This is a genomic window from Corynebacterium jeikeium, from assembly GCA_003955985.1.
Taxonomy (GTDB): domain Bacteria; phylum Actinomycetota; class Actinomycetes; order Mycobacteriales; family Mycobacteriaceae; genus Corynebacterium; species Corynebacterium jeikeium_D.
The window spans coordinates 1,737,975-1,750,181 of sequence record CP033784.1 but is presented as its reverse complement, the minus strand read 5'-3'; the positions used below and the strand labels follow the sequence as shown (position 1 = coordinate 1,750,181).

Below are 12,207 nucleotides of genomic sequence, written 5' to 3'. Positions count from 1 at the left end.
AGCAACGCAAATGACCGGGTGTGGTTTTACGCCTTTTCGGCTACCTCTTCTGTAACGGCCTCGTCGGCAAGCACACTCGCCGGGCGGTTTGCGCGCTGCTTTCGCGTGACGACGTCAATTGCGTAACCAATCACCACCGCTGCCAGAGTCGGCAGGAACCATCCGAACTCGATGGTCTGACCAGGCACGAGACTAAGGAAGTCCGCCAAAGCAGAACCACCGACACCCAAACCGGAGAGTACTGAGATACCCGACCAGATGGTGGCAACCCAGACGCCCAGGCGGTAGGTGTAATACAGCTTGAAGGAGTAAGAAATGACTGGGTCGAGAAGTGTCAGTGCAATCAGCGTGATTGCCGGCGGGTAAATAAAGGTGATAATCGGCGCGGCAATCGCCAGTACCTGAGACAGCCCCTGTGTTGCCATTACGAAGGACATGACCGTGAAGACAATCGCCCAGGCCTTGTAACTGATACCCGGAAGCAGCAGATTGAAGAACTCACTGGTTGCGGCAATCAGACCGACGGCTGTGGTCATGCATGCCAGCAGAACGATGAGACCGAAGACAATCTGACCGCCCTGACCCATGGCCTGTTTGGAAGCCTCTGCGAGGATGCCCGAGCCGTTATCGAAGGAGGCAGCATTCGGCAGCACCTGGCCGACATAGCCCAATCCCAAGTAGATGATGGCCAGCAAAATGCCGGCGAACAGGCCTGAGATCATTGTGCCGCGAACCATACGCTTGCCCTCTGGGACACCGCTGACGCGGAGGGCAGAAATGACAATGATGCCGAATGCAAGGCCGGCGATGGAGTCCATGGTGAGGTAGCCCTCGACTAGGCCGGAGGCAAATGGGGTAGAGGAGTACTTTTCAATTGGCGCAGCCGGAGCGGCATCGAATTTGAATGCCGACATTCCAACCAATACAACCAAGAGAATCAGCAGAGCCGGGGTGAGAATCTTGCCCAGTTTGGACACAATTTCATTCGGATTCCACGCCAATGCCAAGGCGATACCGAAGAAAACAAAGTAGAAGGCCGCAGCGGCGGCCAGCGAATCACTGCCGAAAACCGGCTGGACACCGGTTTCGTATGACACGGCACCGGTACGCGGCAGAGCGTAGAAAGCACCGATGGAAAGGTATGCGATTACCGGGAAGCTCAGGGAAAAGATGCGGCCCGCGCGGAACGCTAGGTCACGTAAATTGCTGCCTGAAATGGCGATGGCGATGATGGCCAGAACTGGCAACGCCACACCGGTGAGCAGGAAGCCGGTGATTGAGGGGCCAAAGTTGGTACCGGAATCCACTCCGAGCTTCGGCGGGAAGATGAGGTTGCCCGCGCCGAAGAACATCGAAAACAGCATGAGCGCTGTAACAACGATTATGGAAGCGAAAGACTTCGGGGACTCCACTCCGCTCGACTTGGTCATGAGAATTGTGTTCTTTCTAAATTAGTGTCGCCCGTAAGGTCAAGGGCGATGCTGCATGCTGCTGTGGCGACGCCGTTGTCGCTGGTGCTGCGGTGGCGCAAACGCCCGTTACAGCAGCGCAATTGCAGTTCGTGTGCCCATGTAGATGACAGGCCACGATGCCGAAAAACTGACACTTTAATGTGAAATTGTGAATTGTCACGGGCTGGGTGGAGCCTGATGCGTGAATTAAGTTGCGGCTTGTATGAGCCGTCTTTATTTGAACTATTAAGGGGCTTCGACGGCGTTGGTGGTGCCGACGAAGGCACTCTATTTATCCTAATGGGGCGTTCGAGAGAGGGAAAATCAAGAAAATTCCCAGAAAGTTTGCTGCTCGTGATCGATCGATGCGCCAATAAAGAAAGAGCCTGGCACACACTTTTACGCTGACCGTGTGTGCGCCGGGCTCAGTAATAATTCCGTCGCTCTACAGCAGATCCTTCACCTTCGGATCCACAAGCGCGGTCACTGCGGCCTTCGCATCGGCCGCAGTCTCGGCATCGACAGCGTACGCTGCCATCTGCTGGCAGGTAGCGCGGTCGTGGAGGCGGAGAGCGGCGCGGACGGCCGGTACCTTCTTGGAAGCCATGGACAGCGAGCTCACGCCGAGACCCACCAGGACCAGTGCCAGCAGCGGGTCACCGCCGGCTTCACCGCAGACACTAATGGGCTTGCCGGTAGCATTGCCGCCCTTGCATGCGGACTTAATCATTTGCAGTACCGCTGGTTGCCACGGAGAAAGCAGATCCGCCAGAGCCCCCTGCATGCGGTCGGCCGCCATAGTGTACTGCGACAAGTCGTTAGTACCAATGGAGGCAAAGTCCACAATGGACAGCAGCTGCTTCGCGCGAATTGCTGCTGCGGGGACCTCAATCATGATGCCGACCTTCGGCAGGCCACGCTCACGCGCCCTGTCCGCAAACCACTTTGTTTCTTCGACCGTTGCTATCATCGGAGCCATAACCCGCAGGTCAGCCTTGCGGCCGGTGGCATCAAACGCAGCGGCGAGTGCATCCAGCTGCGTATCCAGCAAATCTTCCCGAGCCTGCGACAGGCGCAGTCCGCGGCGACCCAGCGCCGGGTTTTCTTCCTCGCCTAGGTCGGCAAAGCTCAGCGGCTTATCCGCACCCGCATCCAGTGTGCGCACAACCACGCGTCGCTCACCGAATGCCTTCAGCACACGAGTGTAGGTTTCCGTTTGTTCTTCCAAACTCGGAGCCTTGTCGCGGTCGAGGAAAAGGAACTCAGTACGGAACAGGCCGGTGCCCTCATTATCCTGCGCTGCTGCAGACTCACCATCTTCCGCCGTACCAATGTTGGCCAGCAGATTCACGGGGTACCCATCAGCGGTCTTGCCTGCGCCCACAGACTGCGCCAGGGCTGCTTCCCGGCGTCGAGCACGCTCTTCCAACGCGGCGACCTCATCGGCGGTCGGATTCGCAATTACCTCACCGGCGCCGCCGTCAATGGCGACGAAGGTACCGGCCTCGAGTTCCATGATGCCCTTCGCCTTAACGACGGCTGGAATGCCCAGCTGTGCTGCGAGGATAGCCGTGTGACTGGTCGGCCCGCCTCCAGCGGTGGCAATGCCTACGACCAACTCGGGGTCAAGACCCACGGTTTCAGCGGGCGCGAGATCGTCGGCAAGCAGGATAGTTGGGGTGGAAACATCCGGGACGCCCGGTTTTGGCAGGCCACGCAGCTCGCAAATTGTGCGGTCGCGAACATCGTAGAGGTCGGTGACACGTTCAGCCATGTAGCCACCGAGACTGGTTAGGAGCTGCGCGTAGTCCTCAACGGCATCGTGAACGGCCTGGGTGATGCCGGAGCCTGCCTTGAGTTTCTTCACCACGGCCCTGGCGAGCGCCCTATCGGAAGCCAGTTGCGCAGTGGCCTCCAGAATCGGGCGTGCCTGCGGGCTGGAGTGCTCAGCCTGCTTCTTCAGCGACTCTGCGACGTTGGCCATCGCCGCGCGGACGCGCTCACCATCGGCGACGGGATCGGTCGACGACGGTTCTTGAGTATCAACTCCCGGGGCGGGGAGTACCTTTACTACTTCAGCGCTGGCCGTACCGGTCGAGACACCGATGCCATAGATGACAGTGTGCTGCTCGTTCATTGCTTCCGATCTCCTTTTCGGGACCTCTGCGGGGATACTCGTCGGTCGTGGTGTGCCGTGGTGTTATCCAGGAGTGTTTTAGCTGGGCTTACTCGGCATCCAGGTCGCGCTCGAGCATGGCTGCAAGCTCGTCCAGAGCTGCAGCTGCGGAGTCGTCCTCGCAGCTCAGCGTGACTTCGTCGCCGTGCTTAGCGCCGAGGGTCATGACCTCCAGGATCGAGGCGGCATCGGCCTCTTCGTCGTCAAGGGAAATGACAATGTCGTAGTCGTACTCAGCAGCAGCCTGAGTGAACAGGGAAGCCGGGCGAGCGTGCAGGCCTACGGAGGAACCGATGGTAGCGGTACGAGTAATCATGGTTGAATCCTTTCGGGGCGAATATGTGAAATTTTCTGACTCAGGCACAGTGCCTGTACATCCCACCGCGGGTGCGCCGCCCGCTGGTGCTTGCTTAGCATCAACGTCGCGCACGCTCCGGGAAACCCTGGAGGCGGTGGGAGATACAGCCGCTGCCTGCACAATGCGTGCAATGTGCAGGGTGAGGTAGGAAACTTCGTCTTCCGTCAACCCCGACCCCAGACGCAGTTCAATGACTGCGGAGATACGCTGTGCGCAGCGAAACGCCTCTGGGGCGGAGTCACGGATGGCCTGGCCAATAGCGGAGGAGTGATCTTTCAACTGCTCATGCTTGGCAATCCGGACGAACAGGTAGCGCAGGTGTGTGATGAAGCGCCCCACATTGACAGTCTCTGGCTCCAGCGTGATGCCAAAATCACTTTCAATGATTGTGAGCAGCTGCTGCAGGACGCCCGTCATGGTGTAGGTGAAGCTCAAATCACCCGTAGAAAAACCAGCATTGACTAGGTGTAACGTAATCGCCACCGCTTCTGAGCGGGGTAATGGCGCTATACGACGGTCATTGAGAGCGCGATTGATATGCGACAAAATCGCCTGCGCCTGCGCGTATTCTTCACTATAAAGTTGGCTGACTTCCGCGAGCAGCGGGTAATCTGCTCGCTGCCCGTTAGCTGCCCTCATGATGGCGAAACCAATGTGATCGGCTAACGCCACAAGGAGGGAAGCGTTCTTCGTCATCGATTCCGGCAGGCCGGCTGCGGTTACCGCATCGGTCACAAGAGTCATGTGAGCCAGCGGAATTTCTGTGAGCATCGTGGCAATATGGTCCGGATCGCGGCCTTCCGCTGGGACAAAGATGCGAACAACTTTGCTCGAATCAACCGGCTGCCCCGGGCGGGCCTTGAAGCCAATGCCGCGGCCGGTGATGATTTTCTCGCCGGTCGCGTCCTTGGCCAGGACCACGTTGTTATTGAATACTCTCAGGATTTCCATGTCGGTAACCGTGAACTCCTCCATAAGTTGAGGGATTTCAGGCCGGTATGCCTTCTAGAAATCAATTATGGCTGAACTTCGATGACCATGTCGCCGGCTTGGACGGAGATGCCGGTGACCGGGGAAACCTTGGTCAGCTTCTTGGTATTGGTGATGGTCATCAGTGTCGTGGTTGGGTAGCCAGCTTCCTTGACCTTGTCGAAATCGACTTCGGCAAGAACATCGCCGGCCTCGACGTGCTGCTTCTTGGAAACCTGGACATCGAAGCCTTCACCGGCCATCTTGACCGTGTCGATACCGACGTGGACGAGTACCTCTACACCGTCATCGGTCTTAATACCGAAGGCGTGACCGGTCTTTGCCACAGTCATCAACGTGCCCGATACGGGTGCGACCACGGTAGAACTGGTCGGCTTGATACCGACACCGTCACCGAGAGCACCGGAGGCAAAGACCGCGTCGCCGGCCTCAGCAAGGCTGACAACCTCACCGGCAACCGGGGCCTGCACCTGTACAGGCTTGGTATCAACGGCAGTTGCGACACCACCGGCGCCAGCTGCCGCAGCAGCCGGTGCGGCAGCCTCGGCGTTGGTACCAGCGTCACCGGAAGCCTCAGCTGGAGCCGAATCGGAGCCACTGGTGGCAGCGTGTGGGGTGGCGTCGCTGGGTTCGTCGTCAAGCTCTGCGGCGCGTGCGGCCTCGGCCTCAGCCTTCTCTTCCGGCGTGCGGTAGTCGGTGAGAATGATGGCGAACATGGCGACGAAGAATGCCACGGCGACGGAAATCAGGTAGACCCACATCGGTTTGAACACGACAGTGGTGATGAGGGAGGTGAAGACGAAGGCGTTGGTTGTCACACCACCGAACGGAGCCGACAGGATGGCGATAGTCAGACCGCCGGCGAAACAGCCGAGCAGCATGCGCGGGTAAATCCGCTTGAAGCGCAGGTGAATACCGTAGAGGGACGGCTCGGAGATACCACCGAAGAGACCTGCGGCGAGTGCACCGGTTGCCGTCTGGCGCATCTGTGTGTCGCGGTCGCGCATGGAAAGAACCAGCACACCGGCAGTTGCACCGAAGCAGGCGAAGTTCCAGGCACCCATCGGGCCTTGGATGAAGTCGTAGCCGAGAGTCTGGATATTGACCAGCATCAAGGCATTCAGCGGCCAGTGCAGACCCAGCGGTACCAGGAACGGGTAGAGCATCGGGATGAGAATTGCGAACACAAACGGTGCGTTCGAGTTCATCCATGCAAGGCCGGAGCCAATTCCGTTACCCAGCCAGATACCCAGCGGGCCAATGAGGAAAGCCGTCAGCGGAATCATGATCAGCATGGAGATAAACGGTACGAAGACCATCTGGACATTCTCCGGGAAGATTTTCTTCAACCCGTGGTAGACCACTGCCAGAATGGCGACCATGATCAGCGGTACAAAGACCTGTCCGCCGTAGTCATTGAGCTGCATTGGCAGGCCGAAGATGTTGGCGGTGAAAGTTTCGGTACCGAGTTCCTCGTTGACTGTCTTGATGGTGTCCGAGAAGCGATCGGTATCCTGCAGACTCATAAACTCCGGCGTCATTAGGGCAGCCATGATGGCTGCGCCCAGCCATGGATCTACCCGCAGCTTCTTCGCTGCGTTGTAGGCGACCATGATCGGCAGGAAGTAGAAGACGCTGCGCCACATGGCGTCAACAAAGATCCAAGTAGCGGACTTATCCTCAGCGCGGAAGTCGACGATGTTCAGACCGTCGAGAACCGCGGCAATAGCGATAATCAGCGATGCGCCCAACAGCACGCCCAGGATTGGGCGGAACGAATCGGAGAGGTACTCGAAGAAGTTGTCCAACCAGGAGTACTTGCCGCGTGCCTTCGAGCGAGCTTCTGCCTTAACGTCTGCGTCGGACTTAGTGGCGACTGCGCCGGCGCCCTTCATTTCCGGTAGATGCTTAATTGCCGTGTACATCGATTCGACGCCACCGCCACAGATGACCTGGTAGCGGTTATCGCCCTGGTGAACGACACCGAGTACGCCCGGCACCTTGTCAATCTTGTCCTCGTTGATCTTGGAGACATCACCGAGTTCAAAACGCAGACGCGTCGCACAGTGCGTCATGCTTGTGATGTTTCCGGGTCCACCGAGGTTTTCAACTATTGCCCTCGCGCTGGAATCTTTTGACGACCCCATCGTGACCTTCCTTCACAGTAAGCAGGGCCGTTAAACGCAAAAAGACCCGAGGCGCCACAAACTGTGGGCCTCAGGTCTTGCCTCAAAAGAGTAACAACCCTGGGTTGATATCTATTAATTTCGACCCTACTCCGCTTTACATAGTTTTGACAAGGTAGTAAATCAAGCTCAAATTTCACATTTGGGGATAGCCTGGATTGCCTGTGGACAACCGCATGCAACCTATTTCGCGCTCAGTGCGGAAGTCGTAAGGTGGCAGCTATGAGGATTGGAGTTTTAGGTGTAGGAGCTGTCGGCGGCTGGTTTGGCGGTCGCCTCGTGCAAGCGGGTTATGATGTCGTCTTTCTCGCCCGCGGCGAGACCCTGACACGTCTTCGTGAGGTGGGGCTCACGCTTATCGACGAGCACGGGGAACGCAGCATTATCCCCGTCAAAGCAGCCGACAATTGGGGTGAACTCACTGCCGATGGCGTCGACGTCGATGTTGTGATTGCAGCAACCAAGGCGCTGCCGGGCAACGATCCTTTCCCGCAAGTTCCGGCTGGTGCAGCAGTGGTGACCACCCATAACTCGGTGGAAATCCCTTATTTGGCAGCGGGGCGGTTCGGTGAGGACAAGGTGTTCCCGGGTGTTATCCGCGGTTTCTTTATCCACACTGGCCCGGCAGAAGTCACCTTCCGACCAGGACCGATGAGCCTGAACATCGGCACATTCGATGACTCCACTAATGACCTGGTCGGGGCAGTTATCGAGGCATTGCACATGGCTGGGCTCGGTGGCGAACAGCTCCCGGATATCTGGGTCGATATCTGGGCAAAAGCGATGTTCGTGGCTAACCTCGGTGCCCTAGGTGCCCTGGCTGATAGTCCGATTGGTTACTTGCGTTCGGAAATGCGCGACAGCTTGACGCGGATGTTTGAAGAAACCGAGGCAGTCGGTCGAGCCTGCGGCGTTGCGCTGCCAGAGGACATCGTGTCGCGGACCTTGGCCTTTACTGATGCTCAAGGGTACGACAACACCTCGTCGATGCAGCGCGACTACACCGCGGGACTTACCAATGAGCTCGATGCCCAGATTGGCGCAATCCGCCGGATGGGGCAGAAGGCGAAAGTGGAAACGCCGACGCTGGATCTGGTGTATGGCGCTCTGGTTGGGCGTCAACACAAGCATAAGAATTAAGAGCTGCGGTGCTCAGCTAAGTCAAACCGGAATTGGGGGATTGGAAAGACTGATGAAAATTGGATCGGACTACACGGAAAACAATGGGCTCATCATCGGTGAGGATGGATTGGCTCGACCGGCATGGGCTGCTCACAGTGAGCTGCTGAGAGAGTACTACGACACCGAGTGGGGGATGCCGGTGCGCGATGAGCAAGGACTATTCGAACGGCTCAGCCTGGAGGTATTTCAGGCGGGGTTGTCGTGGGAGACAGTGCTGAAGAAGCGGCCCGCGTTTCAGGAAGCCTTCGCGAACTTCGACCCCGATGCGGTTGCTGATTTCGATGACGAAGATGTCGAAAGATTGATGAATGATGAACGAATCATTCGGAATCACAGGAAGATTACCGCGGTAATCAATAACGCCGCGGCGACGATTGCTCTGCGTGAAAACGGCGGCTTAGCCGAGTTGATGTGGTCGTTTAAACCGGAGAAGTCTCCCGAGCCACGTTCAATCGAAGAGGTGCCCAGCTACTCCGAGGAGTCCAAGGCGCTTGCCAAGGCATTGAAGAAAGCTGGTTTTAAGTTCGTAGGCCCCACCACGGTCTTTGCATCAATGGCTGCCGTGGGGATTGTCGATATCAACATTGTTGGCGCACATCGGCGCGGTGCCTCTGGCGTTTTTGGCTAGGGGAAAGGGGGATTTAACTAGCTAGGGGGAAAGAAAAGAGCGTGCCACCCGGCACGCTCAAAATCTTTCGGTTCGTGTAGAACTACTTGTTCTCGTAGGAGTCGGAGTAGTTCTGGCCGGCCTCAGAGGTCCACTTCATGGTGTCCTTAGTGAACGGCTGCTCCCAGCCGTTTTCAATCTCGGACTCCGGAGCGGTCGGCAGACCAATCTCGTTTTCCAGTGCGCCGTTGGCAACCCAGGTCTCGCGAATCTTACCAATCAGCGGCTGTGCACCGTTGGTCTCCGGGGACTCAACGAAGGTGACGTTCTCGTATTCAGCGGCAACTGCGTCGCCGACCTTCTTAGCGGACTTGAACTCGCCAGCCTCAGAATCGTACGGGGAGGTGAAGGAAGAAGCTGCCTCGGTGATGGACTCAGGCAGGTCAGCCTCTGCCACATCCTCGCCAGCAGCGTCGCCCAGACCCAGACCGTTCATAGCCTCGCCGGCCTTGTCCTTAGCGCCATCAGCAGCCTCGCCAGCCTTGTCCTTAGCGCCATCAGCAGCCTCGCCGGCCTTGTCCTTAGCGCCGTCCATAGCGTCGCCAGCCTTATCAGTGGCGTCGGTTGCTACCTGGCCAGCCTGATCCTTGGCGTTGTTAGCAGCATCCTGTGCATCATCGGAAGAACATGCAGCCAGGCCGCCGAGTAGGGCGGCGGAGCCAACGATTGCGGTAGCGATACGGGTCATCTTCTTGTTCTGCATTTCAAAACCACTTTCTTGAGAGCTAACTAAGTTACCTATTCAATTATTGGCATCTTCCACTATTTGTCCGAATTAAATTCAAAGAGAAATTGACAATTCTTTTGAATATCGGACATTCGAAGATGGTGTGGCTTCAAAGCCGTACAGAAAGAACACTAGGTAATTCTGAGGCTTGCGCAAGTCAAATGGCGCGAGTCTGTGCACTCTATGCTCTATTTGTTACCGAATTTGCGTGATTGCGAAATTGGAATAGTGCTGGTGAGGGCGTTGCGAGTAACGGAAAGGTATCAATCTTATTAAGCTTGACGTTTATTGCTTATTTTCTTTCTCTGCGTGGTTGGAGCCGCGGGCATCGTCGTCAAGCGTGTACTCGCCATCTGGCAGGACGAACCAGGCTAAGAGGTAAAGAGCTAGGAATCCAGCGCCAATCTTCCAGCCAATCATCGATCCAACGCAGGGAAGGATGATGTAGACCATTCGTGTGAAAGTGATATCCCAGCCTTGGCTTTCCGCGATTCCTGCGAGGACGCCACCGAGGAGGCGGTCATTACGCGAGCGGTAAATTTTCTTGGTGGACTTTTCGGGAGCGGCGTCGCTCATTAGATAAAAACTCCAAGGTATGGCTATTTAGGCATTTTTCGGTCGACCGCGCTTATACGTAAGTTTCCTTCGGCATGATAATCCATGCTGCGAGGTAGAGAAGAAACTGCGGACCAGGCATCAGGAAAGACGCGACAAATATAACGCGCAGCAAAGTCGCATCCCAGTTGAAATACTCAGCGAATCCACCGAGCACACCTGCAACCATTTTGTTATTGGTGGAACGGGTCAGTGACTTGTTGTTCATACTTATCAAGGTTAGCCCCGATTCGTTTAGTTCGCAGTGGTGCTAGCTCTACTAAATGTGTCGACTAAAACAGCATGTCCCAGCTAAAAACACCGCTACCCCAAGACGGTTAGGTGGGGTAGCGGTGTGGGCGTCGTCAAGCGAGCTTTACGGGGCGAATGCTAGCAGTCGTAGTAGAGCTCGAACTCCTGCGTCGTCGGGCGCAGACGTGCCGGCATAATCTCCTGATCGAACTTGTAGCGGATATGCGCGTCGATGAGATCCTGTGTGAAGACATCGCCGGCAAGCAGGAACTCGTGGTCCTCCTCCAGCGCCTTCAGCGCACCCTCCAGCGAATGCGGGACGGTAGGGACGTCCTTGAGTTCCTCTGGTGGCAGCTCGTAGAGATCCTTGTCAATCGGCTTGCCAGGCTCGATACGGTTCTTGATGCCGTCGAGACCAGCCATCATTGCGGCGGTGAAAGCCAAGTACGGGTTGCCCGACGGGTCCGGAGCGCGGAACTCGATGCGCTTGGCCTTCGGGTTTGCGCCGGTAATCGGGATTCGGATGGCGGCCGAGCGGTTCTCCTGGCTGTAGACCAAGTTGACGGGAGCCTCGAATCCCGGAACCAGGCGGTGGTAGCTGTTCATTGTCGGGTTGGTGAAAGCCAGGACTGCACCGGCGTGCTTCAAGATGCCGCCAATGTAGTAGCGCGCCATGTCGGACAGGCCGCCGTAACCGTTTTCATCGTGGAATAGTGGCTTGCCATCCTTCCACAGTGACTGGTGGATGTGCATACCAGAGCCGCCATCGCCGGCCAACGGCTTCGGCATGAAGGTAGCGGACTTCTGGTTGAACTTGGCGGTGTTCTTCACCACGTACTTGAAAGTCTGCATGTCATCGGCGGCGTGCAGCAGGGTATTGAAACGATAGTTAATCTCCTGCTGACCGCCGGAGCCCATCTCGTGGTGGGAGCGCTCAACATGGAAGCCAACATCCTGCAGGTGCTCGCCGATTTCGTCACGAAGATCCTGCATGTGGTCATACGGAGCAGTAGGGAAGTAGCCGCCTTTGGTGCGCACCTTGTGGCCGAGGTTGCGCGATCCGTCCGGGTTTACCTTCACCCCGGAGTTCCACCAGCCCTCAACCGAATCCACCTCGTGGAATGACTTGTTTGAACTGGAGTCGTAGCGGACGGAGTCGAAGATGTAGAACTCTGCCTCAGCGCCAAAATTACAGGTATCGGCGAAGCCCAGTTCGTTCAGGTAGTTCTCGGCCTTACGGGCAATATTGCGCGGGTCGCGACTAAACGGCTCGCGGGTGTGCGGGTCATGGACGAAGAACTTCATGTTCAGCGTCTTCGACTTACGGAACGGGTCGATGAAAGCCGTGTCCAGGTCTGGCAGCAGCATCATGTCGGAATTATCCACCGAGGTGTAACCCGCAATGGATGAACCGTCGAAGGCGAGGCCTTCGTAGGCTGAGTCCTCATCAAACTCGGATACCGGAACGGTTAGGTGCTGTTCGATGCCGGGAACGTCGGTGAACTGGACGTCTACCCAGCGAATGTCATTGTCCCGGATGTATCGTTGGATTCCTTCCGGAGTTGTCTGGTCACTGCTGGGTTTGAACTTACCCATTGGTAAAACTCGCCTACTTCGCGTCTAG

Annotated in this window: 10 protein-coding genes; 2 read left to right on the top strand and 8 right to left on the bottom strand. The window is 57.0% G+C overall.

Going from position 1 to position 12,207, the window contains the following annotated elements; all coding sequences use genetic code 11:
- Positions 1-26: 26 nt before the first annotated feature.
- The 4 genes from brnQ to EGX79_07635 form a co-directional block, all read right to left on the bottom strand.
- Positions 27-1,430, bottom strand: coding sequence for a branched-chain amino acid transport system II carrier protein (gene brnQ, locus EGX79_07650; protein AYX82071.1), 1,404 nt, complete (start codon positions 1,428-1,430; stop codon positions 27-29).
- Positions 1,431-1,896: 466 nt separating this feature from the next.
- Entirely contained in the window at positions 1,897-3,588 is a 1,692-nt protein-coding gene (gene ptsP / locus EGX79_07645; protein AYX82070.1) for a phosphoenolpyruvate--protein phosphotransferase, read from the bottom strand.
- Between the two features lie 88 nt (positions 3,589-3,676).
- The gene (locus EGX79_07640; GenBank protein ID AYX82069.1) at positions 3,677-4,960 is read right to left on the bottom strand and encodes an HPr family phosphocarrier protein; all 1,284 of its coding nucleotides are present in this window, start codon (positions 4,958-4,960) and stop codon (positions 3,677-3,679) included.
- Between the two features lie 41 nt (positions 4,961-5,001).
- Complete coding sequence (locus EGX79_07635) at positions 5,002-7,122, bottom strand: PTS beta-glucoside transporter subunit EIIBCA (GenBank protein AYX82068.1); 2,121 nt, start codon at positions 7,120-7,122, stop codon at positions 5,002-5,004.
- Between the two features lie 261 nt (positions 7,123-7,383).
- Here EGX79_07635 and EGX79_07630 point away from each other — a divergent pair, with 261 nt between their 5' ends.
- Entirely contained in the window at positions 7,384-8,301 is a 918-nt protein-coding gene (locus EGX79_07630; protein AYX82067.1) for a 2-dehydropantoate 2-reductase, read from the top strand.
- A 52-nt stretch (positions 8,302-8,353) separates the two neighbouring features.
- Positions 8,354-8,971, top strand: a complete 618-nt coding sequence (locus EGX79_07625) for a DNA-3-methyladenine glycosylase I (protein ID AYX82066.1) — start codon at positions 8,354-8,356, stop codon at positions 8,969-8,971.
- 82 nt (positions 8,972-9,053) lie between these two features.
- On the opposite strand, the gene EGX79_07620 is transcribed toward EGX79_07625, so the two are convergent.
- The 4 genes from EGX79_07620 to glnA all read right to left on the bottom strand — a co-directional run bounded on the left by EGX79_07620 (position 9,054) and on the right by glnA (position 12,179).
- A complete protein-coding gene (locus EGX79_07620; GenBank protein ID AYX82065.1) occupies positions 9,054-9,713 on the bottom strand; it encodes a YtxH domain-containing protein in 660 nt (219 codons plus the stop codon).
- A gap of 309 nt (positions 9,714-10,022) precedes the next feature.
- Entirely contained in the window at positions 10,023-10,313 is a 291-nt protein-coding gene (locus EGX79_07615; protein AYX82064.1) for a PspC domain-containing protein, read from the bottom strand.
- 52 nt (positions 10,314-10,365) lie between these two features.
- Complete coding sequence (locus tag EGX79_07610; protein ID AYX82063.1) at positions 10,366-10,560, bottom strand: PspC domain-containing protein; 195 nt, start codon at positions 10,558-10,560, stop codon at positions 10,366-10,368.
- Positions 10,561-10,721: 161 nt separating this feature from the next.
- Entirely contained in the window at positions 10,722-12,179 is a 1,458-nt protein-coding gene (gene glnA, locus EGX79_07605) for a type I glutamate--ammonia ligase (protein ID AYX82062.1), read from the bottom strand.
- Between the last annotated feature and the right edge of the window lie 28 nt (positions 12,180-12,207).

Excerpts from the sequence above, each read along its gene's own strand:
- brnQ (AYX82071.1), bottom strand. The coding sequence starts at position 1,430 with ATGACCAAGTCGAGCGGAGTGGAGTCCCCGAAGTCTTTCGCTTCCATA.
- ptsP (AYX82070.1), bottom strand. The coding sequence starts at position 3,588 with ATGAACGAGCAGCACACTGTCATCTATGGCATCGGTGTCTCGACCGGT.
- EGX79_07640 (AYX82069.1), bottom strand. The coding sequence starts at position 4,960 with ATGGAGGAGTTCACGGTTACCGACATGGAAATCCTGAGAGTATTCAAT.
- EGX79_07635 (AYX82068.1), bottom strand. The coding sequence starts at position 7,122 with ATGGGGTCGTCAAAAGATTCCAGCGCGAGGGCAATAGTTGAAAACCTC.
- EGX79_07630 (AYX82067.1), top strand. The coding sequence starts at position 7,384 with ATGAGGATTGGAGTTTTAGGTGTAGGAGCTGTCGGCGGCTGGTTTGGC.
- EGX79_07625 (AYX82066.1), top strand. The coding sequence starts at position 8,354 with ATGAAAATTGGATCGGACTACACGGAAAACAATGGGCTCATCATCGGT.
- EGX79_07620 (AYX82065.1), bottom strand. The coding sequence starts at position 9,713 with ATGCAGAACAAGAAGATGACCCGTATCGCTACCGCAATCGTTGGCTCC.
- EGX79_07615 (AYX82064.1), bottom strand. The coding sequence starts at position 10,313 with ATGAGCGACGCCGCTCCCGAAAAGTCCACCAAGAAAATTTACCGCTCG.
- EGX79_07610 (AYX82063.1), bottom strand. The coding sequence starts at position 10,560 with ATGAACAACAAGTCACTGACCCGTTCCACCAATAACAAAATGGTTGCA.
- glnA (AYX82062.1), bottom strand. The coding sequence starts at position 12,179 with ATGGGTAAGTTCAAACCCAGCAGTGACCAGACAACTCCGGAAGGAATC.